The 26,259-nt window shown below is 48.0% G+C and carries 27 protein-coding genes and 3 tRNA genes; 5 read left to right on the top strand and 25 right to left on the bottom strand.

The window, feature by feature from the left end:
• Window positions 1-216: 216 nt before the first annotated feature.
• On the bottom strand, window positions 217-954 hold the full coding sequence (locus ABGV42_RS24625; RefSeq protein WP_431523692.1) for a glycerophosphodiester phosphodiesterase: 738 nt from the start codon (window positions 952-954) through the stop codon (window positions 217-219).
• 236 nt (window positions 955-1,190) lie between these two features.
• Between ABGV42_RS24625 and ABGV42_RS24620 the strand changes: the two genes are divergently transcribed.
• Window positions 1,191-1,463 carry a hypothetical protein gene (locus tag ABGV42_RS24620; protein ID WP_347384095.1) on the top strand — a complete coding sequence of 91 codons (273 nt, stop codon included), beginning with the start codon at window positions 1,191-1,193 and terminating at the stop codon, window positions 1,461-1,463.
• A gap of 217 nt (window positions 1,464-1,680) precedes the next feature.
• Here ABGV42_RS24620 and ABGV42_RS24615 read toward each other — a convergent pair whose 3' ends face one another.
• From ABGV42_RS24615 to ABGV42_RS24585, 7 genes are all read right to left on the bottom strand, one after another.
• Window positions 1,681-1,812, bottom strand: coding sequence for a YjcZ family sporulation protein (locus ABGV42_RS24615; RefSeq protein ID WP_217506391.1), 132 nt, complete (start codon window positions 1,810-1,812; stop codon window positions 1,681-1,683).
• Window positions 1,813-1,915: 103 nt separating this feature from the next.
• On the bottom strand, window positions 1,916-2,515 hold the full coding sequence (locus tag ABGV42_RS24610) for a TIGR00730 family Rossman fold protein (protein WP_347384094.1): 600 nt from the start codon (window positions 2,513-2,515) through the stop codon (window positions 1,916-1,918).
• 228 nt (window positions 2,516-2,743) lie between these two features.
• Window positions 2,744-3,163, bottom strand: coding sequence for a hypothetical protein (locus ABGV42_RS24605; protein ID WP_347384093.1), 420 nt, complete (start codon window positions 3,161-3,163; stop codon window positions 2,744-2,746).
• A gap of 19 nt (window positions 3,164-3,182) precedes the next feature.
• Complete coding sequence (ung, locus tag ABGV42_RS24600; RefSeq protein WP_347384092.1) at window positions 3,183-3,851, bottom strand: uracil-DNA glycosylase; 669 nt, start codon at window positions 3,849-3,851, stop codon at window positions 3,183-3,185.
• A gap of 305 nt (window positions 3,852-4,156) precedes the next feature.
• Window positions 4,157-7,078, bottom strand: a complete 2,922-nt coding sequence (locus ABGV42_RS24595) for an insulinase family protein (protein ID WP_347384091.1) — start codon at window positions 7,076-7,078, stop codon at window positions 4,157-4,159.
• A 273-nt stretch (window positions 7,079-7,351) separates the two neighbouring features.
• Window positions 7,352-7,437, bottom strand: a tRNA-Leu gene (locus tag ABGV42_RS24590).
• 290 nt (window positions 7,438-7,727) lie between these two features.
• Window positions 7,728-8,186: a general stress protein gene (locus ABGV42_RS24585; protein ID WP_347384090.1), complete on the bottom strand. Its 459-nt coding sequence runs from the start codon at window positions 8,184-8,186 to the stop codon at window positions 7,728-7,730.
• A gap of 217 nt (window positions 8,187-8,403) precedes the next feature.
• Between ABGV42_RS24585 and ABGV42_RS24580 the strand changes: the two genes are divergently transcribed.
• On the top strand, window positions 8,404-8,640 hold the full coding sequence (locus ABGV42_RS24580; protein WP_347384089.1) for a hypothetical protein: 237 nt from the start codon (window positions 8,404-8,406) through the stop codon (window positions 8,638-8,640).
• A gap of 77 nt (window positions 8,641-8,717) precedes the next feature.
• On the opposite strand, the gene ABGV42_RS24575 is transcribed toward ABGV42_RS24580, so the two are convergent.
• Together ABGV42_RS24575 and ABGV42_RS24570 are read right to left on the bottom strand one after the other, a co-directional pair.
• Complete coding sequence (locus tag ABGV42_RS24575) at window positions 8,718-9,203, bottom strand: NucA/NucB deoxyribonuclease domain-containing protein (RefSeq protein ID WP_347384088.1); 486 nt, start codon at window positions 9,201-9,203, stop codon at window positions 8,718-8,720.
• Between the two features lie 120 nt (window positions 9,204-9,323).
• Entirely contained in the window at window positions 9,324-10,478 is a 1,155-nt protein-coding gene (locus tag ABGV42_RS24570) for a sensor histidine kinase (protein ID WP_347384087.1), read from the bottom strand.
• Between the two features lie 290 nt (window positions 10,479-10,768).
• On the opposite strand from ABGV42_RS24570, the gene ABGV42_RS24565 reads away from it, so the two are divergent.
• Together ABGV42_RS24565 and ABGV42_RS24560 are read left to right on the top strand one after the other, a co-directional pair.
• Window positions 10,769-10,957 (top strand): DUF6199 family natural product biosynthesis protein, encoded by a 189-nt coding sequence (locus ABGV42_RS24565; RefSeq protein ID WP_347384086.1) that lies wholly within the window; start codon window positions 10,769-10,771, stop codon window positions 10,955-10,957.
• 156 nt (window positions 10,958-11,113) lie between these two features.
• Window positions 11,114-11,902 (top strand): hypothetical protein, encoded by a 789-nt coding sequence (locus tag ABGV42_RS24560; RefSeq protein WP_347384085.1) that lies wholly within the window; start codon window positions 11,114-11,116, stop codon window positions 11,900-11,902.
• 110 nt (window positions 11,903-12,012) lie between these two features.
• Here the strand turns inward: ABGV42_RS24560 and ABGV42_RS24555 are convergent, their stop codons facing one another.
• The 5 genes from ABGV42_RS24555 to ABGV42_RS24535 form a co-directional block, all read right to left on the bottom strand.
• A complete protein-coding gene (locus ABGV42_RS24555) occupies window positions 12,013-12,342 on the bottom strand; it encodes a DUF1904 family protein (RefSeq protein WP_347384084.1) in 330 nt (109 codons plus the stop codon).
• A 171-nt stretch (window positions 12,343-12,513) separates the two neighbouring features.
• Complete coding sequence (locus ABGV42_RS24550; protein ID WP_095359426.1) at window positions 12,514-12,639, bottom strand: sporulation protein YjcZ; 126 nt, start codon at window positions 12,637-12,639, stop codon at window positions 12,514-12,516.
• A gap of 101 nt (window positions 12,640-12,740) precedes the next feature.
• Window positions 12,741-13,406: a hypothetical protein gene (locus tag ABGV42_RS24545; protein WP_347384083.1), complete on the bottom strand. Its 666-nt coding sequence runs from the start codon at window positions 13,404-13,406 to the stop codon at window positions 12,741-12,743.
• Between the two features lie 117 nt (window positions 13,407-13,523).
• A complete protein-coding gene (locus ABGV42_RS24540; RefSeq protein ID WP_347384082.1) occupies window positions 13,524-15,077 on the bottom strand; it encodes a tetratricopeptide repeat protein in 1,554 nt (517 codons plus the stop codon).
• Between the two features lie 180 nt (window positions 15,078-15,257).
• Entirely contained in the window at window positions 15,258-15,683 is a 426-nt protein-coding gene (locus ABGV42_RS24535; RefSeq protein WP_347384081.1) for a hypothetical protein, read from the bottom strand.
• Window positions 15,684-15,949: 266 nt separating this feature from the next.
• On the opposite strand from ABGV42_RS24535, the gene ABGV42_RS24530 reads away from it, so the two are divergent.
• Window positions 15,950-16,621, top strand: a complete 672-nt coding sequence (locus ABGV42_RS24530; RefSeq protein ID WP_347384080.1) for an SOS response-associated peptidase — start codon at window positions 15,950-15,952, stop codon at window positions 16,619-16,621.
• A 98-nt stretch (window positions 16,622-16,719) separates the two neighbouring features.
• On the opposite strand, the gene ABGV42_RS24525 is transcribed toward ABGV42_RS24530, so the two are convergent.
• The 10 genes from ABGV42_RS24525 to pyrF all read right to left on the bottom strand — a co-directional run bounded on the left by ABGV42_RS24525 (window position 16,720) and on the right by pyrF (window position 26,224).
• A tRNA-Ile gene (locus ABGV42_RS24525) sits at window positions 16,720-16,793 on the bottom strand.
• A 56-nt stretch (window positions 16,794-16,849) separates the two neighbouring features.
• Window positions 16,850-16,923: transfer RNA gene (locus tag ABGV42_RS24520), tRNA-Met, on the bottom strand.
• 71 nt (window positions 16,924-16,994) lie between these two features.
• Window positions 16,995-17,159, bottom strand: a complete 165-nt coding sequence (locus tag ABGV42_RS24515) for a hypothetical protein (RefSeq protein ID WP_164764226.1) — start codon at window positions 17,157-17,159, stop codon at window positions 16,995-16,997.
• Window positions 17,160-17,305: 146 nt separating this feature from the next.
• Window positions 17,306-18,754 (bottom strand): ABC transporter substrate-binding protein, encoded by a 1,449-nt coding sequence (locus ABGV42_RS24510; RefSeq protein ID WP_347384079.1) that lies wholly within the window; start codon window positions 18,752-18,754, stop codon window positions 17,306-17,308.
• A gap of 20 nt (window positions 18,755-18,774) precedes the next feature.
• Window positions 18,775-19,638, bottom strand: a complete 864-nt coding sequence (locus ABGV42_RS24505) for an ABC transporter ATP-binding protein (protein WP_175397568.1) — start codon at window positions 19,636-19,638, stop codon at window positions 18,775-18,777.
• 2 nt (window positions 19,639-19,640) lie between these two features.
• Window positions 19,641-22,565, bottom strand: a complete 2,925-nt coding sequence (locus ABGV42_RS24500; protein ID WP_347384078.1) for an ABC transporter permease — start codon at window positions 22,563-22,565, stop codon at window positions 19,641-19,643.
• Complete coding sequence (locus ABGV42_RS24495; RefSeq protein WP_347384077.1) at window positions 22,565-23,680, bottom strand: efflux RND transporter periplasmic adaptor subunit; 1,116 nt, start codon at window positions 23,678-23,680, stop codon at window positions 22,565-22,567. The genes ABGV42_RS24500 and ABGV42_RS24495 overlap by 1 nt, the downstream gene beginning before the upstream one ends.
• Window positions 23,643-24,584, bottom strand: a complete 942-nt coding sequence (locus ABGV42_RS24490) for an ABC transporter ATP-binding protein (protein WP_347384076.1) — start codon at window positions 24,582-24,584, stop codon at window positions 23,643-23,645. The genes ABGV42_RS24495 and ABGV42_RS24490 overlap by 38 nt, the downstream gene beginning before the upstream one ends.
• A 261-nt stretch (window positions 24,585-24,845) precedes the next feature.
• Window positions 24,846-25,487, bottom strand: a complete 642-nt coding sequence (pyrE, locus tag ABGV42_RS24485; RefSeq protein WP_347384075.1) for an orotate phosphoribosyltransferase — start codon at window positions 25,485-25,487, stop codon at window positions 24,846-24,848.
• Window positions 25,484-26,224, bottom strand: a complete 741-nt coding sequence (gene pyrF / locus ABGV42_RS24480; protein ID WP_347384074.1) for an orotidine-5'-phosphate decarboxylase — start codon at window positions 26,222-26,224, stop codon at window positions 25,484-25,486. The genes pyrE and pyrF overlap by 4 nt, the downstream gene beginning before the upstream one ends.
• Window positions 26,225-26,259 lie beyond the last annotated feature (35 nt).

The following is a 26,259-nucleotide window of genomic DNA, read 5'->3' as shown; positions in this document are numbered from 1 at the left end:
GTGAAGTAGACAAATCCTATGTACATAACAATCACCTCTCTATTATTGCCGTTCTTTTAATGATATTGATTCTCATTCCCATACATCATTGTATGTCAACAATCTCTCGCTGGCAATGGACAAATGGGACAAGTTTATTGAATTAAACATTTTTCAGATCCAAAAAAAGCCGCACCGAGCATAAGAGCTCAGGTGCAGCTTGGTTTTTCTATAATGTTAACGGCTATGTACTCCTGTCAATGCGGACAGTACATCCGGAACATCGGTGATGATGGCTTCCACACCCATCTGGATCAAAGCCTGCATCTCTGCAGGATCGTTTACGGTAAAAGGATGTGTCGATATTCCTTGAGCCTGCGCAGCAGTTACTTCCTCCTTAGTTACAGCCAGCTTGTAAGGGTGCAGTGCCGAGGCCTCCAGTTTGGCAGCATAGTCGTAAGGACGATATAGTTTTTCCATGTACAGAAGGGCTGTCCTAATCTCCGGAGCAATACGTTTACACCTCACCAAGGATGCATGGTTGAAACTGGATAGGATCACTTGCTGTTCCAAATCCCACTCCCGAACGGCCTGCACGATCTTTTCCTCCATGCCCTTGTAGCCGACAATTCCATTTTTCAGCTCCAGATTAAGCAGAATCTTTTTTCCCTGCACGAGATCAAATAGTTCTTCCAGTGAAGGGATGCGCTCCTGGGCGAAATCGGAATGAAACCAGCTTCCTGCGTCAAGTGTGCGCAATTGCTCGTATGTTGTATCCTTAACCCAGCCAGATGCACCTGCAGTCCGGTTCAATGTCTCATCATGAATCAGGACCAGCCTGCCATCACTGGACATCTGAACATCCGTCTCAATGCCCGTGGCTCCGAGCTCCAGACAACGTTCGAACGCAGCCATCGTATTCTCGGGACAGACGGCGGAAGCTCCCCTATGCGCAATAATTTCAATCGCCATAATTCCAGCACCTCCTGAATTCAAACGTTAACTCTAGCATTTCCACTATACGACCCGTTTGTCATAACCGTATTAACAGAACGTTTAATGCGTGTTCGAGTTCACATTTGATGTAAATGGTATGGGAAAATGTCCAGTCAGACTGGGGATTCACTCATTTTTGCGAACTCAATCTGCAAATCGACATAATATAGTATGAACGAGAGAAGTTCCGTACTCCGTCATAAGGAGGTTGACGATTGAAGCCCTTAAGGAACAAACCCCTTCCCCCGCGCTCTCGCATCTCCCAATCACCGTCGGCTTCCAGGCGTTCCAGTCCCTCTGTGCATATCAAAAACCAGTCCACCAAAAAAACAGCGTCAGATCAGCGGAACACGAACTACATCTCTTCCAAGACATTGGATCAGCTGGCTGTTGTCGCTGCCATTCTCTCCTTGATTGCAGCCGCCATCGGACTATATATCGCCTGGAAATCACTGAGTATACCAGACGAGACCGCCGTTGTGGTATAAAGTAATGCATATTGCTGAACAGATCTATAAGCCTGACGGTTAATCCTGCTCCTCATCATCATTTTGGAGCAGGATTTGTTTGTTCACGAGGATGTCCCTTTCTTCGCAGGAAAAACAAAAAACCGTTCCCCCGAAACGCCGGCAGCAGTCGGCGTTTCTTTGGAAAGGCTAGTTCTTCATCCCGTGTCTTACATCCCCGTCAGGATGACTGACCGAATTACAGAATGAAGGTACGGGAAATAATGACCAGGAGAATGAACAATACCAGAATTGCGCCCGTGGATGTCCATGCTCCGCCGCCGAATCCTCCGTATCCATACCCGTAACCTGTGCCTTTGATTTCGCTCATGAGTGACACTCCCCTCTTTAAGAAAGTATACTATAGACTATGTCTCAGGCCTCAGCTTGCTTGGGCAGAACGGAAATTTTTCCGCAGGTGTGGTGGTCAGATGTCATGCATCACTTTTGTTCAGTTCATGAAGCTGAGTCCATTTCTGGGTCAACTGTGCGGGAACATAAGCCGCCATCTTCGCCAGCAGCTCGGCCGGTTCCGATTCAAGACTCCACAGGCTGAGATGCGAAGTATTCGAAAATCCTTCATGGACACTATGCTCCACAAGTTTCATCAAAGGTTCGTAATATCCGTTTACATTCAATAAACCGACCGGTTTGCGGTGAATGCCGATTTGAGCCCAGCACAGCACTTCGAACAATTCCTCGAAGGTGCCCATGCCACCAGGAAGGGCGATAAATCCATCCGACAGTTCTGCCATCGTTGCCTTCCGTTCATGCATCGTCCCTACTTCAATCAGCTGCGTAAGGCCTCCATGCACAATTTCTCCACGAAACAATCCGGTTGGCATAACGCCAATGACTTCTCCGCCATTCTCGAGGGCTGCATCGGCCACCGCACCCATTAATCCCATGCACGACCCGCCATATACGAGCGAGAATCCGTTATCTGCAATCTGCTTCCCCAAGTTGACTGCCTGATGTGTATAGTCCGGATGATTCCCGGGATTGGAACCTGCAAAAACACATATACGTTTCAAAGGGCTTCACTCCTTCTTGTTGTCTATCTCATTAGTATATAACAAGATTGTCATTGCTATGTTACCCCTTCGCATGATCTGGTGACAAAAAAACCCGACCGTTTGCAGCCGGCCGGGCTCCCATGTTATTACACATCATTTAGAAGGGGTTGTTACATTTAATATAAAGGCCGAAGATTAAATCCATGTGATCTTTACATGAAATGAATATTAAATATGAAAGACATATTAGCGTATGCCCCTTCTGGTACGCACTACAAACATGTGCTTGTCCTTGCGAAGCAACCGGCCGTCTGAAAGCTCGACCTGATCTTCATCATGACGAAGAATCGTCGTGGACAGCGCAACAATTTTGGCCCGCCGCCATATCATGACCTGTGATTTAAAGTAAATGGCATTGTCAAATTGAATAGCCTTTTTCATCACATACCCGACCTTATGCACCTCAGAACGTGCTTTCTTCAAGGGAAGACTCTCTTCGGGCAGAGGTCTGATCATTGCGATATTGTCGAACGATACCTTGATCCGCTTCGGTCCGATTCGTACACAATCCGCTTCTTCATCCCATTCTACCAGGGTCCCCTTCAGGGGCTCTCGTATCCCCGTTGCCCGATATACTGCTACTTTTCGTCCAACCCAATGCCGCAATGTCCTCACCTCCGCTTATCTAGTTTTCCGGTATAGTCCAATCAATCGGTTGAATACCTTTGGAGGTCAGGAACTCATTGGCTTTGGAGAACGGCCGACTGCCCAGAAAACCACGATGGGCTGCAAGTGGACTGGGGTGTGTGGATTCCAGCACCAGATGTTTGTCCCGGTCAATAAAAGCACCTTTTTTCTGTGCGTGACTGCCCCACAGCATGAACACCATCGGTTCCGAACGTTCGTTCAACGCACGAATCACCGCATCGGTGAATTTTTGCCAGCCCAGTCCCTGGTGAGAATTCGGCTCACCCTCGCGTACCGTAAGTACATTATTAAGCAGCAGTACACCTTGTTCCGCCCAATGCACCAAGTATCCGTGTTTGGGAATCGGCAGGCCCAGATCTGCATGAAGTTCCTTATATATATTTAGTAGTGAAGGCGGTATACGCACACCTGGCATGACCGAAAAGCTTAATCCATGGGCCTGTCCAGCTCCGTGATATGGATCCTGACCCAGAATTACCGCTTTGACCTGATGATACGGGGTGAGTTTGAGTGCGGAGAACAGATTTTCTTTGGACGGATATACCGTTTGCGTTTTGTACTCTCCTGCTAGTGCATAACGAATATCGTTGAAATACTCCGCTTCGATCTCTTCTTTAAGAACTGTGTCCCAATCGTTTCCAAACATATGTATGGGCTCCTTTCCCTGATGAAAACATACCCGTGCTGCCAGAAACCTCTGGCTGCCCTTGTGTTGAGCCTGATTAAGGGCTCATAGACTATCCATCATTTTAACATACCTCCGGGCGGCAGGCCAGAAATGTACTATTAAGGCATGTCTGTTCAGGTACTGAGGGATATACTCTGATTATTCTTTAAGCCAATTTCAGGGGCTATAAACAAAAAAACGAGCCCCCAGGTGGCTAAGCCAACCAGGGACCCACTTTGTACTAATGCATCCATTTTGCAATATTCCATACACTACTTCTGCATTTAATACTTAATCAGATCCAGTGTTTCGTCGAACAGGAAGCCTTGCTCTTCGATCTTGCTTTCATTGCCAACGACACAGCGATTTCCTTGCTCAAGGATTGCAGATACGAGGGCAGCCGAGTCGATGATATGGGCTTCCGTTGTGCTCAGCACTTCATCCCGCTCCTGTTGAAGGTCTGCTTCGGTAACGTTAGACAAGTAGCATTCCAGCGAGAAATTCCCTTCCGAATACGGTGTTCTCGGGGTATCCAGATCCTGAATGGCACCGATAATATACCGGGTCATTTCACGTGCATCCGCTTTGAAATTTTGCAAATATTGCGGAATGTCTTCATACACTTTGTAGGTTTTCTCAAGGTTAGGGTCTCTGTATGAGGCCAGATAGCTGTCTCCATTCCGTCTGAAACCGCTCATGCAGCCGTACGCGCCACCCTTGGCCCGGATATTCGTCCACAGATAATCAAGTGACAAGATCCCCTGAAGAACCCGCAGCGAGCCTGTATACTGGAAGCCCTTGGTGAGGAAGTTACCCGTCTGAACAACATATTGCACTTCCGAAGGTGACTTGAAGCCCTCATTATGATGAACCTCTTGGAATTCAGCGTGCTCCTTCGCCACATCATGGGTAAACAGCTTGGATTTCAGGTCAGACACCTGCTGCTCCAACCCTTCGTACCCTTTCTCATCGGCGGTATAGCTGACAAGCAGCAGCTCTGGTCTGAAGATCATGCCTGTCAATTCTTTAAGGCGAGTGGCAAGTTCTTCTTTTCTCTCATCATAGTTCGCCTGAAGCTCTTCTAGCCACTGGTAAAAGGCGATTCCGCTCACAGCTTCCCGGAAGGCAGCCACAGCTGAATGTTTGGCAGAGGATCTGCCCATCGCTGCCGAATGTCCACTGTTGATCAAGCTGCGCTGCAATTGTCCCTTCAGTTGGGAAATGATCTCGTACAAGCGCTTCGAGTCGTCGAACCGGGAAGTCAGAATGATCTCTTGGATCATGTCAAACGCAAATCCCAGCTTGCTGTACAGAACTTTCGCTCCGAATTCGAAGTGAGCCCGGTACGCGTTATACTGTTTCGCATCCGCACTCGCACCTACGCTTGCACTGATTCCACCTGAGTGGATATGGATTTCATTAGATAACTCATTGAATGAGAAATTCTTCGTATCCACATAACCGAGCACGCTTTTCAGAAGGCCGGCATAAGGCAGCAGATGCTGCGGGATCTCTTTGATATCAAATAAAAGCTTCAGATAACCAATCCCGTTGGTGTATAGATTGTGATGCAGGATCGTTGTGCCTTCTACCGTCTTTAGGGTTTGGTACAAGGTCGAAGCTTTAGGATCTATATCTTCAATCGACAAGGTTGGAATGACCTGCTGTTGTTCTTTGGTCGAAGGTTCATTTTGATAATCCGCGAGCTCTTTCGTTTTTTGCACCAATTGTGCGATTTCGGTCTCATTCAGACTGGACTGATAGGATTTCAACCGGGTACGCAGCGCTTCTTCCTTCCGCTGATTCAGCCCCTTATCCGGAGTCACCGCAACAAATGAGGTATGTGTATTTTGCAGCAAATACTGCTCGATCAACTGCTCGAAGTATCCTTCATTCATTTTGGTTCGGAGCGTTGCAAATACATCATTGGCCTCCAAATGTGCAAATGGTGCCTGATCATCATAGAGCCAGCTCTGAAGGGTATAGAAGCCATAGATGAGCCCTTTCGGCATTCTTCCAAAATCGGCTTCACGATGGTTGAACTCATAGGAATTAATGCCCGCAAGCAGTGCCTTGGGATCAATCCCTTCCTTAACTACACGCTGAAGCACTTCATTCACTGTATCCAAAAATATCTGTTTGCTCTCCAGGTTACTCTTCTTCAAACCGATGGTCAGTACAGGCTGATACAAGCTGTCGTCATACGATCCGTAGACTTCTTTTGCGATCCCCTTATCCAGCAGTGCCTGCTTCAGAACAGCTCCCGGCGCACTTAGAAGTGCATACTGCAAAATTTGAAAGGCAATGTTCAGTTCCTGATCAAGAGTAGTCCCAATCACGGCATTATACGTCAAAAAGCTGTTGTCCACTTCCGACTCGGTACTTCCGGCAGAATAGGTTTTAACCACATCAACCCGCTCGGCGAAGGCTTTCTGTACCCCAATCTCCGAGTCAGTCACGATTCGATCGTACTGGTTCAAATAGGCTTCATCCAGCCATTTCAGCTTCTCTTCCATATCCATATCACCGTACAAGTATATGTAGCTGTTCGAAGGATGATAGTATTTCGTGTGGAAATCGAGCAAACCCTGGTAGGTCAGATCCGTAATCTCATCCGGAATGCCTCCTGATTCGCAGGAATAGGTTGTATCCGGAAAAAGTGAATTCAGAACGGCTCTGCGTACAACACGCTCCGGTGAGGAAAAGGCCCCCTTCATCTCGTTGTACACCACACCGTTATATGTCAATTCATCCTCGGGAGAGGCCAGATTGTAGTTCCAGCCCTCTTGCAGGAATATTTTCTCGTTCTCATAAATATTGGTGTTCAGTACCGCATCCAGATAAATATCCATCAAGTTGTGGAAGTCATGATCATTGCGGCTGGCGATCGGGTAGATCGTTTTGTCCGGGTACGTCATCGCATTCAGGAAGGTATTCAGTGAACCCTTCAATAGTTCCACAAAGGAATCCTTTGCTGGAAACTTTTTGGACCCGCACAGCACGGAATGCTCTAAAATATGAGGCACGCCCGTATTGTCACTTGGAGGTGTTCTGAAACCGATACTGAACACTTTATTGTCATCCTCGTTGGATAAAACGACGATTCGGGCACCTGACTTTTTGTGTTCAAGCAGGTAACCATCTGATTTCAGTTCCTCCATCCTGCGTTCCTGTAAAACCTGGTAAGGCTGAAGTTGTTTCAACATATGCTGATCCTCCATCAAAAGAAATTTATTTTGCTTCCTTGAGTTCCGCAAGATAAAGGTAATTTATGCCTATGGATAGTATACACCATCGTTACATGTCTTCCTAACTTACAGGCTGAGGCAACTAGACGTCTTCTGATATGTATTATGTACAATTTCGGTTTATGAACCCAAAAGGGCTGGAAATTCAATTCAACATGTTCAAAAAGAGCAAAAAAAAAGATCGCATCGACAGCTTGTTCAACAAGCGTCATGCGATCTTCTTTATTAGGATGCCGAGGACCGGGATCGAACCGGTACGGTAGTCACCTACCGCAGGATTTTAAGTCCTGTGCGTCTGCCAATTCCGCCACCCCGGCATATGTATGTTTCACTTTATCACTTGAGGCGACAAGAAATATCTTATCATAGGATTAAGTTTTATGCAACATATAATTTATTGGATTTTTTTATTTTGATAGAGGTATCACAAAATAATGAAAAGGCACTGCCAGCATCAGCTGGCAGTGCCTAGAAAGTCCGAGTTGCGGTCCCGGACTTTCTATAAACCATCTATATTAAGGGAGGTGTGAGATCATAATACCGCCCCAACATTAAAGAAACCTAAAATCAGGCTTAAATTAAACTAAAAAGTTGCAACAATCATGTTCTATGCATCATTTCCCTTCACGATGGGTGCGATGCGGACAGCATCTCCCTCACTGCATTCCACCACGATAAGCAAATGATCCTGAAGAAGCCACTGTTCATAGTACTGGGCATCCTCTTCGGCAATTCCCGCTTCTGCCAGGGTAAGGACGAGATCATCCGTTTCTCCTCCAATTTCGTTGCCAGCCAATCGGCGAACCGCTTTGCCCGCAGAGATCGTCTGATCCATGCGTTTCCCCAATGCTGCCAGTACACCCTTGAAGACGCCAAACGCACCATCTGTTCCTGCACCCTTCAAAGGTTTGGGCAGACCTGCTTTTTCGCTGATCAAATCCAGATTCAGATGTTCCTTCGCCACAACACCCATCGCATCTGCTTCTATCCCTGCTTCCCTAAGCTTGTTAAGCATTACAATCGCTTCGTTCTCCGTTTGGACCAGCCCAACCAGTAATTGTGTCATTCCGTTCCCTCCCTAATAGCACATGTAAACCTAATATATTTAATACCCCTTGGATAAAAACCAATCTATTCCATAAGTCAATTCACCTAAACCCGAAGCATTTTTTTCTTTTCTGGAAATCCATACCTAGTTCTGATAGACTAGATAAAGAAGCCAAATTAACCATTGAAATTATTGACATATTAAGCAACCATCCCACAACCAGGAGCAATGTCTTATGAAAAAAGAGGTAGAAATTGCCATTCGCCGCAATCAACAAATTGTAGTTCGTAACACCAGCGGTCAAACGGTGACCGGATTCCCCGAGCGTTCTGCTGACTCATCCATTCTTACCCTGCGTACGGTCCAGGGAAACCTTTGGATTCCATTTGATGAGGTTGAACAGGTTACCCGCTTGCTGAGTATCCGTTCCCATCATATGAAGGGTATGCATTTAAGTATTGCCGATCTATAGCTCCATAGTGGTATAAACCAAAACCAGACCCACGTGGGTCTGGTTTTGGTTTGGGTCTATGTGTCTGTATCCTCATGCTATTTCACAACAAACTTTACCCGTGTTCCATCCGGATATGTACTCAGCTGATTACCAACCCATGAACCTGCTCCGCGATTGTCCTTGGGTGTAATATACTCAATATCGGCATTTGCCCCACCTTCGGCACACATGGCCATTGGCCATTCATCACGATCCTTCCCTTTCTTCACGGGTACACCCTTGAGTGACAAATCACGATTCGCGTCTGCACCATTACGATCAATCGTGCATACATCCGAATGTCCTGCCTTGATGGCGTCCTTAATATGCTTCGCCGTCTCCGGATACCGCTCGGATGGAAAGGTAATGGTGTGATCCACGCCCTGACTGCTTCCGTTAAAAGGAGATGGCAGATCCAGCGGCAACGCTCCCTCGAACCAGGCAAAAAAAGCCACAACCACGAGGGTCACCAGCGTAATAAACGATTTTTTAAGCCTGCTCCATCCTTTGTTTTTTCTCTTCCTTGTGTGCTTTCTCTTCATGCTGTTTCCCCCGTTCCCTCTTGCATTATACCAGAACGTTCGTTCGTGAAACAATACCAAAAAAACAGCCCGCGCCTACCCCGAACTGTCTTTCTTCCATTTATTCTTATGCACCGCCTGTTATCCCACGTGTGGAATAACCTGCTGCCGTAACAGCGGCAGCGTTACATAGAATTGTGTTCCCTGCCCTTGTACACTCTCTACGGCAATATCCCCCTGCATCAATTCGAGCAGTTCCTTGCAGATGGTCAATCCCAGTCCACTCCCACCAAATCTGCGGGCATGGGATACATCCGTCTGGGTAAAAGCCTCAAATAACTGATGTATCTTCTCTTCGGGAATACCGATTCCCGTATCACTTACGGAGAACAACAAGGTAACGAAATCCCCATGTAGTTCCTTCACATCAAGCTGCAATGACACTTCGCCTTGCTCCGTGAACTTAATCGCATTGCTCAGCAGATTGTCCAGTACCTGACGCAAACGCAAAGGATCTCCGACCAAAACGTCCGGTACCTGCATATCGGCCTGACAGCACAATTGAACCTTCTTCTGTTCAGCCGCAGGCTCATGCGTTCTAACAATCTGTTGAATGAGCTTAAGGGGCTGGAATTCGACCTGTTCGACTTGCATCTTGCCACGGCCAAGCTTCGCCATGTCGAGACTGTTATTCACAATATTCAGCAAGGCTTCGCCTGACTGACGGGCAAGTTCCAAATATTCTTTTTGCTCCTCACTAATTTCGCCCATGCTCGTTAACTCGATCATCCCCATAATTCCATTGAGCGGTGTGCGCAGTTCATGATTTAATTTCCCGATAAACTCCAGATGTCCCCTGCTGTTCATCTCGGTCATCTTGGCCGCTCTCCGAAGCTGCTCCTCGGCATATCTCCGTTCAGAAATGTCATATTGGATACCAACAAAGAAGAGACACTGTCCTTCATTATCAAATATAGGATCAATATTTAATTCGTTCCAGAATCGTTGACCACTTTTGGTATAGTTTAAAATATCAATTTTAATAGACTCCTGCCGATTAAGCGCCTTACGGATTTGGCTTATGGTTTCGGGATTCGTGTCCCTGCCCTGAAGGAATCGGCAGTTCTGTCCAACCACTTCATCAAAGGTATACCCTGTTAGCGCAGTGAACTGTTCATTGACATAGATCAATGGCTGCTCTGGTAAAGTTGCATCGACCACAGTTACGGAAGATTTAAGCTTGGAGATTAAAAACTCCCACTGAATGGGTATGGAGTGCTTATTTTGGATGCTCATGCTTCCCCTCCTGTTTCTTATGGTCCGTTTCGTCAAATGCATATATAATAAAAATGATAACGATTGGGTCTTGAATCAACCAAAATCAATATATTTAATTGTAACACAGTTATTCAAATGATGTGGTTTGTGGTTAAAATACGCTTAACTCACACCAATCCGTCAGGAGGAAAACATCATGAAGTTTCTGTTAATTGTTATTATTGTTATCCTGGTATTGTACTTCTTCACCAGACGCAGACGTCGTTAATTCCGATTCGGGTCATGCAAACAAGGAAGGAAGATCGGGCATGAGAACCCTCTTTTTTATTTTCATGACACTTTGCATTATCAATTTCTGTTTTCCCAAGTTCGGATGGTATCTCCGTTATGGATGGATTTCTAGGGGAGAGTCCGAACCCAGTAAGCCTTATATGACGTTCACCCGAATGACCAGTTTGGTTATGCTGATTATTGCTTTTACACTTGCAGCAGCCTGAAGACCATATACTTATGAAGCAGTTATCCGGACGGATAACTGCTTTTTGAGAAAATGATAATTTTATTTGTGGTGCATTGCCCTCCATCCCTTTACTATTAGTATTGTTATTTCAGCAAGTACTGAATATATATGAACCTAGAAAGGGCATCTATGCATGAACATCATTTTCTATCCATACTGGGCTGCGAAGACACTCCTATCTTTTATTCATGTATTATATATCATGGTGATCACTTTACTGGTCTATGGAGAGACCGGATCGATACTCTATGCCGCACTATTTCCTTTCATTCAGCTGACGGCACAATTTGTGGCAGTCTTAACCTCTCCATGGCTTGTGAGCCGTTTCGATTTGGCCAAACTGCTTATTGGCATTCCCGTGGCAAGGACGCTCATGTTCACCGGAATCGCCGTATCGCTCACTTATCTGGCTCTACATATCCCGGTCTTACTGGCCGTTATCACCGTTCTTTCCTTTCTGGAGGGCTTGGAATGGCCTGTGCTTGACACAATCACACCACGTCTCGTACAAGGCGAAGAACTCCCAAAAACAAGACGCCTGCTATCCTTCTCCAGCCAGACTGCAACGATAGTTGGATATGCGGCAGCCGGTTTTGTTGTCAGTCACTGGGGAGCTTCACAAACATTCTGGGCAGCTGCAGCCATGTCATGGGCGAGCTTGACGCTTATGGTCGTTATTGCTTTACTTTTGGGTGACACTGCGGAAAAAGAGGCATCCAGACATCCTAAACGTAATGTTCTCCGGGAAGGCTTGCTGCTGACCGCAGCCTTCGGCTTGTCTGCCATCTTGTTTGGATCGGTTGCAGATCAGTTGGGCACCTGGCTGGTCTATCTCATCGGAGGAGCCGTGCTGATCACTTCAACTCTGTGCCTCTCCGGATTGAACCTAGCACGCCAGCACCGCCGCTCGATCCGAGCATAGGCATTCTTAAATAAAAAAGACGAGCAGATCTCTGCTCGTCCCCAGGATGTTCCGAACATAGGCGGAACATCCATATTTTTGTAAACCATATGCACTGGTCGTATCATTACTTAATCTAACGGGTAATCGGTTAACGGCTTGCCTTGCTTGTAATATAATGTCGGTGACAGGATGTTGAAGAAAATATGAGCATCAGAAAGGCCTTCGTCTGCCAGAATACCATGGATGGAAGATGCAATGCGATTGTGAACCTCCTGATCACGCTGAAACATCAGGATCTCTACCGAGGCGGGAGATGGCGTGAGAGCTTGTACATCATAACGCTCTGCCTTCAATCTTTCTCGTGGAATATTACATATGAGAGCCATCTGCTCGGTAATCCGGGGTACAGTTTCTTCCAGTTGGTGACCTGTGAATCCTTTAAAGCGAATAAACGGCATTACGATCCCTTCAATCTCTAAATTTAGTCTCTTATGTGATTTTAAGCACATTCTTTTCGATTGTCAAATGCATGAACCGCTACTGCTCAGTACTTCTCCTACCCACATAGGAAAGGCCCCGCTGAGTTTTCAGCAGAGCCTGATAGCCTTCGTTTCATTACCAGATACGAATTAACACCAGAACGATTTTGTGATGATGACGAGCAGAATGAAGAGTACCAGAATTGCAGCAGTGGAAGTACACATACCGTATCCAACTCCACCAACATTGTTACAACCGTATCCAACTTGACTCATTTGATTGGCCTCCTTTGAATTTCAAGGTATGCCATAACATATGCCAAATCAGTACAAATGACCGGGCAGACCCCCATTCTGCTGCGCCCAAACCAAATTAACTATTCCAGGCAAAATACACTGATATTCATGCCATCTGTCTTCCAGTCCTGCCCTGTGTCCACTGACTTCAGGTCAATGATTCGGGACCGGGTATCGTTTCTCGATTCGATCAGAATATCGCCGCTCGGAGCGATGCAGTAGGCTATTGGAATGCTGGTATCCGAGTCCTGATAAGCCCCGTCAGCATGGCTTGTCCCCATGATCAAACACCGCTCCGTCATCGCAATCTGCCGCGCCTTCTCCAGCCATTCCGCATATTGCTCCTCACTGAACATCCCAACACCGATGGAATGCATGATCAGATGCACCTGGCCTTTAAACTCCTTGCGAAAACCTTGCTGTACCAATTCGTCACACAACAAGGTACTGATTACCCAGCCAGCCTCCTCAATCGTGGCGGCAGGTGTGTATTTAGCCTTTTCAAGCACGATGTCTCCGGCCTTATTGATCATGATGGTTCGATCCTTGGGTCTCTCATCCAGTCTGCGGTGTCCGGATATAATCATCGTTTCATACTTTGAGGCCAACCTGCATGCCTCTTCCACATTCTGATTCAGATACCCCTCCGGGTACAGCACAATATCCACATCAGGATTGGATCTTAGCTCTCTTTCCAATTGGTTAAGGGTTTGCTCCAGTTTCGGTTGTCCAATCAGGATCTTCATCTCATGTGTCCTCCATTCATGAATAAAAGCCGGGTTCATACCTGAATAAGGTGCCATCGGTGAAGCATGCCATCCAGATCCTTTCGAAGCAAGGATGCTGGATGAACAGAATAACGTTCAGCCTTCCAAACTTTCAAGCATCGAACGGGCTTCTTCATGATCAGGCTCCATCACAAGTACTTTACGTGTGTAATTTAACGCTTCGTTCTCCAGCTCCAGCTCATAACAGCATACGGCCAAATCGTATAATACTGCCGAATTGCGCTTCACTTCATCTGATTTCAGAGCCAGCTCCAAAAAATGTTTGGCGTCCCCGTACATTCCCATTTCATTTAACAATTGTCCTGCCACAAATGCAATATCCCCCATCTGTTCCATCGTGTAATAGGAGGACCACATGATATGAATTCCATGCTGAATATCCAAAATCTCTTCATCACTCGCCTCAGGAAGGAGATCAGATATTCTCTGGGCACTATGTATCAAAAATTCGGCATCATACCCGCCTAAACGCCAAAAGGGCAAGAGCTGTTTCAGCTCCATTCTGCTGAGTTGATGGTCGAACCATTCTTTTATACTGAAAAAGTCATCCGGTCCAAAACGCTCAATCTCTCGCAGATATGCCAGTCTCATATTTACGTAGGTTATCGGCTCTTCTACCATCAACATACATCCAATATTCAGATCTTTGTAATGATGTGATGTAAAACGAACATGGGCCCCTCGCTGCTCGAAAACGTGTTGAATTGCGTGATAGTTCGCCGTCAACGAAAAGCTGCCGTGAAGAACAAATTCAGGCGGCTCAGCAAACTTCCAATTATCCAGGCGATGATCCCCTTTATCGGCTGTAATTAGTACGAACCCGGATTGGGATAAGGTCTCGATCCGTTCCAGACAAGCCAGTCCCGCTGCCGGAAATAGAATATGGGAGTCCTCCAGTTCTTCCTGGTAGATCGAGATGACCTCCCGATACGGAAAGTCCACATCACTATATTCCGGCGCGGGACGGTATGCATAACTCAGCTCCATGTTTTCCAACATTTCAACAGGCTGAAGGTTGGATGAGCTGTAAATATTTGAGATCATAACATCACACTCGAAGATCTGCCCTTCACCAACATATATTAATTCTTGAGGAATGCTGTCAAAGAAGTAGTTCGCAATAATCAGTAATGGCTGACTCAGCTCACCCGGACGTATAATCGTATCTGCTACCGTCAAATTTAATTCCGTATCCTGCATGGCATCAAATTGTGCAAAATCTAGCAGGCCCTGCTGGATCAACGGTTGCATAGAGGGATGAGTCCTCCACCCCGTAACATTGTCAGCGACCAGATCCGTCATGACATAACGGAAGGGCGGCAGCGTTGTTGCAGCATAGTCTATGAGCTCGCATAGTTTAGTCAGAATTTGAAAAGCCAGGCGACCTACGCCAGCACCCAATTCCAGAATGGTTACTGTCTCTGTTGTCTGCCCCTTGGCAGCCAAGTCCTGGAGAAAGCCAAAGATCATTTCCGCATATGCAGTCGCAATCATGGGATTGCTTGTAATATATTGCGGTACCTGATTATCCGTCCAGGCCTGCAGCCCTTTTTGTTCATAGTAGGCTCGCTGCCATTCCCATACCGGAGCCTCACTGAAGCGGTAGAGCTGTCCCTCGTTTTTAATCATGTCATCTAAAACCCGCTTTCTGTCTATAATTCATTGGTTTTCATTATAACATAAGCATGACATAACCCAAGGAATTCAGCCCTCCCCAATTATAAAAAAGGCCTGCCGAATAAGGCAGGCAATGACAACCGGTTAGAGATAACCTCTTTATAATTCTCCACTGGGCAAGCACCCTCACAATTAATCCGAGTACAACGCTCCATCAAAGTTCTCAGGACCTACACGAACCGTACCCAGCAAGTTCGAGCTGATAAAAGCCGTGTACGTCAGTTGCGGCAGGACCGGTGGATTGAAGTCATCCGCAGAGAACGTAATAACTTGAGGTGCCAGGACACTCAAACTGAATGTGGACGTCGCGGAATATATAATAGGATCCGTTGGAGCCGTTCCGCGCACAACAGTGATGGTGATCCCGACGAGTGCCAATGGAAGCTGCACAGATACCGTACCTTTCATTTGCACACGCGGATTCGCTCCTATGCCAGCAGTCGTTACCAAACCAATCTGTCCAAACAATTGCGGCGTATTCGCTGCGAGAATAGGAACAGAAATGGAGTTAGCCAAGCTGGCATTCTGCGAGGTTCTCGCATCAATAAATTGACTCATGAAATCTACCTCCTATGGTTGGAATAGGATAGTATATGCGAGATTATAGAGATGGCATGGACAGACAAAGATATTTGAAAAAAAAGGCATATCTGAAATCTATTGCTTCCATTTAGACTCGGCCCGCTCTGGAGACCGTTGAGGAGGGTCTGCCATCGTCCTTCCGAGCGAAGATCAGACAGCATTTGGCCTATCTAATTTTTACCGTGTTTAATCCTTCGTTAGTATGATTAAATATGGTAATGACAGTTTAGGAGGTAATCCGTATGTGCGGCAGATTTACCATAACTGACCCTTTAGAGGAATTAATGGACAGGTACATGGCTTCCATAAGTGATGACTACGAGTACCAACCCAATTATAATGCTGCACCCATGCAGCATATCCCAGCCATCATTGGAAGTGCACAAGGAAATCGTCTGGGTTCCCTTCGCTGGGGCCTGGTCCCAACGTGGGCCAAAGACGACAAGATGGGAAACAAGATGATCAACGCACGAGCAGAGACAATAGACACGAAGCCCTCATTCAAACGGCTCATTAGCTCCAGACGTTGCATTATCCCCACGAATGGCTTTTACGAGTGGAAAAAGGAGGGGACGCATAATCAGCCTCTCCGTATTCTGCTAAAGGACGAACGCATCTTCTCGCTCGCTGGATTATACGATATCTGGGAAGACCCGGAAGGCAACAAATTGAGTACATGCACCATTATTACAACTAAACCTAATGAATTGATGGCAGACATACACAATCGGATGCCGGTTATTTTACGTCCGCAGGATGAAGAAGAATGGCTGGATCGAAATCATAAAGACGTCCCTTCCCTACTTGGGCTTCTCAAACCGTATAAGTCTTCTGAAATGAGGGCATATAAGGTGTCCAGGGATGTGGGAAACGTCAGAAACAATTCGGAAGAACTGTTGAAGGAAGTGGATTAGCAATAGCAGCAATTTTCCAATGTGAATCGCATGATTTTGATCGTATTATTGGAATCAGGACAGAAAAAAACCCTTGCTGCGCAAGGGTTTCAAGAGTATGGGCCCTGAGGGACTCGAACCCCCGACCAATCGGTTATGAGCCGACCGCTCTAACCAACTGAGCTAAGGGCCCTAGACATAATGTATAACGTGCAGATGATGGCTGTGAATCATCCAAGTGAAACTAAATTGCGGGGGCAGGATTTGAACCTGCGGCCTTCGGGTTATGAGCCCGACGAGCTACCGGGCTGCTCCACCCCGCGTCAGTAAGAAATATTAAAACAGCGACTTAATTAATATACACTATCCCATCCCAATAAGTCAAGGGGCAATGTCAGGGAATAAAACGAACGCCATATCTTCCTCTTTTTGAACGGTAAACTTCTACCTCAGCAGGTTCATTATGACCGTAAATCCACCCATCCTGCTCCATACGTTTGGCAAGACATCCTGCCTGAAATTTGGTTGCATATAGCTTGCTGAAATATACCCAGCGCATCCTTCTCTTCCTTTCCGGAGTTATGATTCATCTCTGCTTGTTGTAGAATACCCCATTTCCCAAAAAAATAGCCGCCAGAGGTTGAAAACTCCAGCGACTATTTTGGGCTAGGCTTATATGGGACCCAACTACTTACTTTTCAATGCTTAGAACGTAGCCTTAGGATCTTTCTTTAACTTCTCTAACATTTCATTCCCTTTGGCTGCCCACTCTCCAAGCGCTTCTTTTGGCGTCTTCTTGTTCTCAAGCACCTGAGTGAAGTATTCCATGCCTTTCTCGCTGACTTGCCAGAGGCTCGGCATTTTCTGGTACAGTTTATCCAGGTTGGTATTGGTAGGAGGCACCGGCTTCAATGTATAGAACGCCTGGATATTGTAATCCAAACCATCCTTCGGTTTAATGAAGCTTTTGCGGGATACCATCTCGTAACTGCTGCGTGCCTTGATCTTAGCCCAATCTTCACTGTTCATATATTTGATCAATTCCCAGGCGTCATCGGGATTTTGAGCTGAACTATTGATCGCCATCAGGCTGCTGAGATAGATATTACCACCAATTTCAGGTGCTTCCGGATGTACTGGAGGTGTTACCACGTCCCAGTCGACCTTGGTGAAGCCTTCCATTTTATCTGCATTTTTGTTCGCGTCAATTAATTGGTTGATGTAGCTGTAATCCCCAATAACCATCGCGGCCTTACTGCTCAGGAACAGATCGCCTTGAAGCGGGTTATAACGTCCGTTCGGATCCTGATCCTGTGGTTCGTCCCCTTTAGGGATAACTTTATCAATAGCAAGTTTGCTGATGGTACTCCATACTTTCTCCCATTGCGGTGAATCAACCGTCATTTTCTCCGCTTTGTCATCGAAGATTTTCAATTGGAGAGCGTTGTAATATTGCTGCATGGTGTAGTAAGGCGAACCACCCTGGTACGTAGAGAAAGAGAACCCAAATTCGTGATCTTTTCCTTCCCCTTTGGTCAGACGTGTTGCCAGGTTGAAAATATCATCCCAAGTCATGTTATCTGTTGGCGGCTCTACACCTGCTTTTTGGAACATTGCCTTGTTATAGAACAGTGCGGAAGAGGAGAAGGTCGGTGTCAACGCATAGATGCTCTGATCTCCCAGATCCTTGATTCCTTCAATCACACTTGGAACAATATCACTGGTATCGAATTTATCCTCCTGGATCAGCGGGTCCAGCTGTTTTACCATATTTTCCTGAATGAGTGACTTGAGTGTAGCCGTGTCAGCCACGACAACATCAACAGGGTTATCCCCAGTCATGATTTTCTTAAGGTTTTCCAGACTATCCGGCATTTCCTGCTGTTCTTCCTGAGTTCCATAACCATACATGCTGCCCTGATCTACTGCAGCCACCACTTCGATCGTCACATTCGGGTGCGTCAGTTCAAACGCATCCGTAAACTGCTGACGGAAATAGCTGTCATCCTGGCTTCCCCACAATGTAGCCACACGCAATACACGCTGCTCTGTGTCCTTGGCCTCACTTGCTGTACAGCCCGCAATCAGCGGCAATGCCAGACTGGCTGTAGCCAGCACGGCCAGCACACGTTTTCCCCAAAACCTGTTCTTCATCTCCCAATTCCCCCTCAAATTTATCTTGGCGGTGTAATCACAATGCGCTCACCGTCAAACTCCAAAGTTGCCCGGTTGTCAATGGACAAGGCCTCCAGATACTCCTTGGGTACCTGAAGGCGCCCCGCCCGGTCAATGATGACAAAGGCTTCATGAATATCCGGCGCTCCCGCTTCAGATAGTCCATGTTCATCATCCAGGTTCGGATTCCGTTTCACGAACTCGGTACTGGTCAAGCCGTCACGTATCGCTACAATGCGATCCACCTTGCCGGCAAGCGTCAGATCATGCGTAACAATAACGATCGTAACGCCCAGTTCCTTATTCATTTTGCGAAAAATGTTCATAATCGTATCACAAGTCTCGGAATCGACCGAGCCTGTTGGTTCATCGGCAAGCAGAATCTTGGGACGATTGGAGAGCGAGATGGCAATCGCCACCCGCTGCTGCTCCCCACCGGATAATTGATGCAGCTTGTTGTGCATCCGATCCTTCAGTCCAACCCATTCCAGCAGCTGCATCGCGTATGCTCGATCCCGCTTGCCCCCAAGAATCATGGGCGTTTCCACATTCTCCAGTGCGGTTAGATAAGGCAGCAGGTTACGTCCGTTATTTTGCCAGATGAAGCCTACGGTATGACGTTTGTACTCCACCAGTTGAGCATCCGTCATTTTGAGCAAATCCCAGTCTCCGACAACCGCAGTACCCGCCGTTGGACGATCGAGTCCCCCAAGAATGTTAAGCAAAGTGGATTTACCGCTGCCGCTGTTGCCGATGATCGCCATCATTTCACCTTGATTAACAGTCAGGTTGAGACCTTGAAGGGCAACGACTTCCACATCACTGGATTTAAAAATTTTCACAAGTCCTTCGCACTGGATCACGTTTACCTCTCCTCTCCCATTTTGACCGCCTGGTGAACCCGCAATCTGCGAATCTGCCACAGCAGCATTGTTGCTCCAACAATCAGCATGACCAGGGTCACGCCGTACAGCTGCAGCATGTCTTGTTCTTCGAATACAATCCGGAACGGAGGTACCTGCGCAGATACATTATCTGTCGTTTGAAGGAAAGGCAGGAACAGACGACTGGATACCTGACCAATTCCGATCCCGAGCAGAATGGAAAGACCTGCCGTGAACACTTGCTCCAGGAGCAGCATTCCGCTTAGCTGTGCACGTGACAGTCCCATGGCTCTCAATACACCGAACTGTACGACACGTCCTGACAGGTTAAAGAACCAATACAGAATGTATCCAATCAGGGATATGATAACCGAGACCAGGAAGCCCAGGCTCAGGATCCCGAACACACCGCCGCGGGACGGATGTTTGCCTTGGGATACCAATTCTGTACGCACATCGCGTACGGAGGACAGCTCAATGCCCTCTGCTGCCAGTTTCTCCATCAATGGAGCCACCTTCGCGTCAGGTTCCATTTTCAGCCAGACCTCATAAGGGATCAGCGGCACCTGGTCATAGATATAGTCCAGATTGGCCACGAAGAATGGTGTCTGATCTGGATACTGTGCAGGCCAGTACGGAATGATACCAAAGACCACGAATTCAATCGCCTGGCCCTGAACACCGATAGAGATCAGATCCCCTGTTTTGAGCTTGAACTTATCCGCAAATTTGGATGAGATCAACACTGCCCCTTCATACTTGCCTAACAAGTCAAGATACTTATATGGATGTGCCGGGAACAGGTCATTACGGAACCACGCCACCTGAGCAAAATCCACATTATCAATCCCGACCAGCATGCCCTGGCCGCCAGATTTGCCGGATACAATGATATTCCCTTTTGTCTGCAGCACTCTCGCTGCATGTTCCACACCGTCCAGGCTGCGGAATACTTCAAATGGAGGTTCCGAGTAAATGACTTTGGATGGTTGTGCATTTCCACCGCCCCCACCTGGAGCACCTCCACCGCCATTGCCGCCTCCGGCAGCCCCACCGCCACCAGAACCTCCGCCACCGTTTCCGCTACCTTGCTGACCTCCGCCTGAACCACCGTTCTGACCGGAACCGCCAGGCTTTACCTCAGGTGTTCCTTCCCATACCGTTTGCATAATAACATCGGAACCATATCGGTATAACGTGCGCTCAGTGGAGTTCAGATCAATCGTCCGAGCTGCAGCCGAGTTGTACACGCCAAGCCCGAGTGTCAAAACAAGCAGGATCATCAACGGGTAGTAAGACGATGATGACCGCGACAGCTGCGTCAGGGTTAAGTACAGCGGAACCGGCAGGAATTTGCGTCCAATCCACTGAATGAGCTTCAGAATCCACGGGAATAACCGCAGGAAGAACAGCCCCAAAGCAAAGATGGCTAGTGCAGGTACAAAGAATAGAAACGGCTGTACCTGCAGCTGATCTGTCGTCATGCCCGTCTGGAACGTCAGCATCTGACGTTCATAGAACAGATAGTACCCGTATCCTGCAAGACCCAGCAGCAGGATATCCAGGAACCAGCGCTGCCATACGGGAGCACGATCGGTACGCGCCTGACGTCGCTTGGCCGAAACAATCGTCGCTCGTGCATAGGTTATTGCCGGAATAAGTGAAGCAATGATTGCAACGAGCACGGCGATAAGCCCCAGCAGGATCGCTTCTTTGGATACACCGATCGGGATCGATTTGCGATCCACGAAGGACAGGAACCCACTGGCTGACCCGATGCTTTTGGCCATAAACCAACCAAGCATCGGACCGATCACCAGCGCAATTGCTCCCAGAAAGATACCCTCCAGCAGGTATAAGGAGAAAATTTGCCGTGCTGAAGCTCCGCGACTTCGCAATACCGCTATGTCACTTTCCTGCTTCTGCAGGGACTGCCTGGCATTCATGGCGATAAAATAAAAGACCATCGCAATCATCGGTGCTGCCAGTGTGAACAGCATCGTCTGCAATTGCAGACTCTGACTGCGGAATTGCTTCAGCAGATCGCCGAAGGTGATATCCACCTTCGTATCCTTAAGCCGCTGGTACAGATCGATATCCAAACGTTCCAGCATGGAAGTCAGACCCGGCAGCTGGCTGGTTTGGATTTCCTTCAGATCGAACGCATAATACCAGCGCGAATTCTGAAGCGGAATCCCTTTTTCCTTCAGCAGCACATCATTGAACACAGACTCATCCACATAAAGTCCATTCATCATGCCGTCAAATCCCTGAACCCAATAAGGACTGTTCAGATCGTCTGCCTTGAAGGAACCCGTAATTTTGACACGCAACGTAATATCAAGCCCGCTGTACACCGGATATTCCAGAATATCGCCGACATGCAGATCGTTCCGGTACATGCCTTCCTCCAGCATAACCGCTTCAATAATGTCATCCTTGACCTGATTACCCGGCTTCACGCCGGCAGTATAATTCACCTGTGCATCCAGCCCGCTCATCGTTCCGAGCGTCATGCTCCGAACCCGACTGGCATCCACCTTGGTGGGATCCTCCGGATTCACCTCGGTACTCCGAATGGATCTGGAATTCACATACGTATGAAACGGAAAACCGATATCGCGGGGTACATCCTCACGGATATAACGATCCACCTCATCGAGCCCGCGCGTGTCGGTCTTAACCCCGCCCGGAGCCTGATAACTCATAAGCAACGAACCTGCAGGCAGCCCCTCACTGTTATCCTGCAGGGTCTGTGCCACCACCCGTTTCAGTGCACCGTCGGCATACATCGGAATACTGACGGTGAATGCAACCGCCACAATCAGTCCGATCAGTGTGCTGAATGTCATCCAACGGGTGTTCCACATTTTCCGGAACAACAGTCTGAGCAATGGCAGCCCCATTAGCGGCCCACTACTTTCTGTCCAACAGTCAGACCTTTCAGGATTTCAACATCCGTAGAGGTCTGCTGACCCACTTCAACGTCCACTTCGCGCTTGCTACCATCACTTTCAACGACCTGCACGTATGTTCTTGAACCGATGGAGCGCAGTGCTGATACAGGAATGACAATGGCATCCTCCGTACGCTGGGTTACAATGGATACCGTTAGAGGGGTTCCGCGTTCTACACCCTTGGGCATTTTCGTCAGGGAGACGATGACATACTGGTCGAGCGTCTCTTTGACCGGTGGGGTGCCACCTTCGCCTGTACCTCCACCGTTTCCGCTTCCATTTCCAGTCGCCTCGGCAACAGGCATCACTTTAACTCTGCCGGATACCTTGCCTGCTCCATTAATATCCACATCCGCCTTCATGCCGGCAGAGAATTTCTCCAGATCTTCCTTGGCAAATGTAGCTGCGACTACCAGATTCGACGTATCCGCGATCGTTGCAATCGGATCATAGGCTTTGACCGCTGCCCCTTTCTCTACCTGGACTGCAATAATCGTTCCTCCGAACGGAGCGGTCAGTGTCGCTTTGCCCAGCTGCTCCTCCAGATCAGCCAGTTCCTGGCGCAGTTCTTCAAATGCAATGGTGGCTTCCTCAAACTCCACCGGATCCATCTCATCTCGTTTACGAAGCGTTTCCTTCATTTGTACTTCCGATTTGCGAATCTGCAGCTTCTTGGCCCGAATTTCCTTCTCTACACTCTCCACATCGAGCTCTGCGAGGAGCTGGCCTTTCTTCACTTTATCCCCCGGTTTCACGTTCAGTTCTTTGATATGCATGCCGTCGAGTGTGAAATACACCTTTTCTTCCCGTTGACTCATCATTTTTCCGCTGCCGCTAACCTTTTTTTCCAGCGTTTCTGTCCGGACTTCATATTCCGGCTTTTTGGAAATCGTAGGCGGCGTGATCGGCGGAAGTACTTCTTCCTCTGTTTCTGCAGGCAGCAGAGAGCAGCCTGACATCGTTGCAGCCACGATTGCACCAAGTACAATCAATGCTGCACGTTTCCCCTTTTTCGGAGCGGCCTCTTTACTTAATAAATCTGCCGTCCGCCATTTCATAAACATGGTCCGCAACCTCCAAAATCGTAGGATCGTGTGTAGTCATACATATGGTCACTTGTTCTACTTCAATAATATTGCGAAATACGGACATCACCTGTGCCCCCATCTTGGAATCCAGCTCGGCTGTCGGTTCATCCGCAAGCAGCAATCTGGGTCTATGCGCAATGGCCTTGGCTATCGCGACCCGCTGCTGCTCCCCCCCGGACATCTCGAACGGCCGGTGCTTCACCCGTTTGGTCAATCCGACCAGATCCAGACAATGGCCTACCCGGTCCTTCCATTCCGAGCGAGGCACATCCGCCATTCGCAATGACAGCTCGACATTTTCCCAAGCTGACAGCAAGGGCATCAATGCATATGCCTGAAAAATAAATCCGATTTCCTTGCGACGCAGAGCGGTCCGTTTCCGGTCACCCCAATCCTGCAAAGGCTGTCCGGAAAACAATATGTCCCCACTGGAAGGTTGATCCAGCCCGCCAAGCATATTGAGCAGTGTGGTTTTGCCCGAGCCAGATCGCCCTTTCAGCATAACCAGCTGCTGCGGGTTGACTTCCATGTCGATGCCCTTGAGTACATGGATAATCCGGCTGCCTGTCTGAAAGCTCCGATGTACATTACGAACTTCCAGTACAGGTCCATCATACGGAGGCAGCAAGCTGGCTTTCGCTTTCGGCTGGGACTTCACTTCGGGTTCGGCAGTGGCAACGGCTACCTCATCCTGGCTAATTCCATCACTTATCGATTGCGAGTCGATGGAAGAACTATCGGGGTCACTTATGTATGCCAAGGCTTCCTGCCCGGCCGTGTTCTGCTGTTCCGTGTGCCCTTTTGCACGATCCCCGCCTGACTGGCTTTTGGCAGATTTGATACCGGAAAATAATTTCTTCATGCCAGCAATCACGCTCATCCTTTCTTAACATCCCGTTCATTTCATTAAGGGTACTAAAATTAGAAATCTATTCCATACTACACTGCATTATAAACGACCCATCCCAACTAAAAGTTACAAGCTTTTTACAACGTAGCCGGGAAAAAGTTAATATTTTGATGAACAAACGAAAAAAGCACCCCAAAGTGCGGGATGCTTGTTGCTAATTCAATGAATTTGCTTCTATAGCGCCAATCGTTACAATTTTGATACAGTTCAAAAGTCGAACAGCAGATGATATTATTTACCAAATGAAGAAGGATCTTCACGCCAGGATTTGAGCAGTTCAAAATCACTCTCCTGAATGGTTCCCTGAGCCAATGCTACGTCCATTAGGGCCGTATAGTTGGAGAGGGTTTGCAGCTGAATGCCAGCTTCTTCAAATGCCTTTACCCCTTTATCCAGCTGATAGCTGAAAATCGCCAGCACGGCGAGAGGTATTGCCCCTGCTGCACGTACCGCTTCTGCGGCTTTGATTGAGCTGCCTCCCGTAGAGATCAAGTCCTCAATAACAACCACTTTTTGACCTTCGGTAATGATGCCTTCAATCAGGTTTTCCTTACCGTGCCCTTTGGCTTTGTCACGAATGTAGGCCATTGGCAGATCCAGCTTCTGCGCCACCCAGGCTGCATGCGGAATCCCTGCGGTTGCTGTACCTGCAATCACTTCTGCATCCGGGTACTGTTCACGAATGATTGCTGCGAACGCTTCGGCAATGTCGTTGCGGATCTCTGGATAGGACATCGTCAGACGGTTGTCACAATAAATCGGTGACTTGATCCCTGACGTCCAGGTAAAAGGCTGCTGCGGGCGCAGGGCCACGGCGTTAATCTTCAGAAGTTGGGATGCAATATGATTAGGAATCTCGTTCAGTGCGATCATGCGTTCAACATCTCCTTCAAAATGGTTTCTGCTGCTTCACGTGGATTGGGCGCGCCTGTAATCGGTCTGCCTACAACAATGTAATGGCTGCCTCTGGCGATGGCTTCACCCGGCGTGAGCACACGTGTCTGGTCACCAAGACCACTGCCTGCCGGCCGGATTCCCGGAGTAACGGTGTGAAAATCACTGCCGCAGGCTGCCCGGATTGCCGGAACCTCCAGTGGAGAAGCCACAACCCCATCCAGACCTGCCTCGTGAGCTAATCCAGCATAACGAACCACTGCCGCTTCCACACTTCCCTCGATGCCGATCTCGTTGTTCATCATTTCCTGACTTGTACTGGTAAGCTGGGTGACCGCGATGATCTCCGGCCTGCTTAGAGAAGGATCTGCAGCCAGAGCTGCTTCCGCTCCTTCACGTGCAGCACGCATCATGCTCGTACCACCTGCTGCATGTACGTTGAACATTTCTACGCCAAGTCGGGTTATACTTTCGGCACCACCGCGAACGGTATTGGGGATATCGTGCATCTTGACATCGAGGAATACCGAGTACCCTCTCGCTTTCAGCTCCCGGATAAAGTCCGGACCCGCTGCGTAGAACAGCTGCATTCCCACTTTCAGATAACACGGAATACCTTCGAGTGCCTGTACCAGCGCCTGCGCCTGCTCCGCATCAGGATAGTCGAGTGCGACCATCAAACGTCCAGCCATTTCATTGAAATTAGGGTGATTCATCCAGTCCGCTCCTTCCACATGCTTGTTTTTTCCGT

The sequence above is a fragment of the Paenibacillus pabuli genome (assembly GCF_039831995.1).
Lineage (GTDB): Bacteria > Bacillota > Bacilli > Paenibacillales > Paenibacillaceae > Paenibacillus > Paenibacillus pabuli_C.
The sequence above is the reverse complement of the archived record's forward strand: the minus strand, read 5'-3'. Positions and strand labels throughout refer to the sequence as shown.

Coding starts and splice junctions, on each gene's coding strand:
- ABGV42_RS24550 (WP_095359426.1), bottom strand. CDS start 12,639: ATGAGTCAAGTTGGATACGGTTGTAACAATGTTGGTGGAGTTGGATAC.
- ung (WP_347384092.1), bottom strand. CDS start 3,851: ATGTTTGGAAACGATTGGGACACAGTTCTTAAAGAAGAGATCGAAGCG.
- ABGV42_RS24585 (WP_347384090.1), bottom strand. CDS start 8,186: ATGACACAATTACTGGTTGGGCTGGTCCAAACGGAGAACGAAGCGATT.
- ABGV42_RS24510 (WP_347384079.1), bottom strand. CDS start 18,754: ATGAAGAACAGGTTTTGGGGAAAACGTGTGCTGGCCGTGCTGGCTACA.
- ABGV42_RS24540 (WP_347384082.1), bottom strand. CDS start 15,077: ATGATTAAAAACGAGGGACAGCTCTACCGCTTCAGTGAGGCTCCGGTA.
- ABGV42_RS24490 (WP_347384076.1), bottom strand. CDS start 24,584: ATGAGCGTGATTGCTGGCATGAAGAAATTATTTTCCGGTATCAAATCT.
- ABGV42_RS24565 (WP_347384086.1), top strand. CDS start 10,769: ATGAGAACCCTCTTTTTTATTTTCATGACACTTTGCATTATCAATTTC.
- ABGV42_RS24595 (WP_347384091.1), bottom strand. CDS start 7,078: ATGTTGAAACAACTTCAGCCTTACCAGGTTTTACAGGAACGCAGGATG.
- ABGV42_RS24615 (WP_217506391.1), bottom strand. CDS start 1,812: ATGAGCGAAATCAAAGGCACAGGTTACGGGTATGGATACGGAGGATTC.
- ABGV42_RS24500 (WP_347384078.1), bottom strand. CDS start 22,565: ATGGGGCTGCCATTGCTCAGACTGTTGTTCCGGAAAATGTGGAACACC.
- pyrF (WP_347384074.1), bottom strand. CDS start 26,224: ATGAATCACCCTAATTTCAATGAAATGGCTGGACGTTTGATGGTCGCA.
- ABGV42_RS24515 (WP_164764226.1), bottom strand. CDS start 17,159: ATGCGCTGGGTATATTTCAGCAAGCTATATGCAACCAAATTTCAGGCA.
- ABGV42_RS24535 (WP_347384081.1), bottom strand. CDS start 15,683: ATGAGTCAATTTATTGATGCGAGAACCTCGCAGAATGCCAGCTTGGCT.
- ABGV42_RS24575 (WP_347384088.1), bottom strand. CDS start 9,203: ATGAAGAGAAAGCACACAAGGAAGAGAAAAAACAAAGGATGGAGCAGG.
- ABGV42_RS24580 (WP_347384089.1), top strand. CDS start 8,404: ATGAAAAAAGAGGTAGAAATTGCCATTCGCCGCAATCAACAAATTGTA.
- ABGV42_RS24555 (WP_347384084.1), bottom strand. CDS start 12,342: ATGCCGTTTATTCGCTTTAAAGGATTCACAGGTCACCAACTGGAAGAA.
- ABGV42_RS24560 (WP_347384085.1), top strand. CDS start 11,114: ATGAACATCATTTTCTATCCATACTGGGCTGCGAAGACACTCCTATCT.
- pyrE (WP_347384075.1), bottom strand. CDS start 25,487: ATGATCGCACTGAACGAGATTCCTAATCATATTGCATCCCAACTTCTG.
- ABGV42_RS24530 (WP_347384080.1), top strand. CDS start 15,950: ATGTGCGGCAGATTTACCATAACTGACCCTTTAGAGGAATTAATGGAC.
- ABGV42_RS24545 (WP_347384083.1), bottom strand. CDS start 13,406: ATGAAGATCCTGATTGGACAACCGAAACTGGAGCAAACCCTTAACCAA.
- ABGV42_RS24570 (WP_347384087.1), bottom strand. CDS start 10,478: ATGAGCATCCAAAATAAGCACTCCATACCCATTCAGTGGGAGTTTTTA.
- ABGV42_RS24495 (WP_347384077.1), bottom strand. CDS start 23,680: ATGTTTATGAAATGGCGGACGGCAGATTTATTAAGTAAAGAGGCCGCT.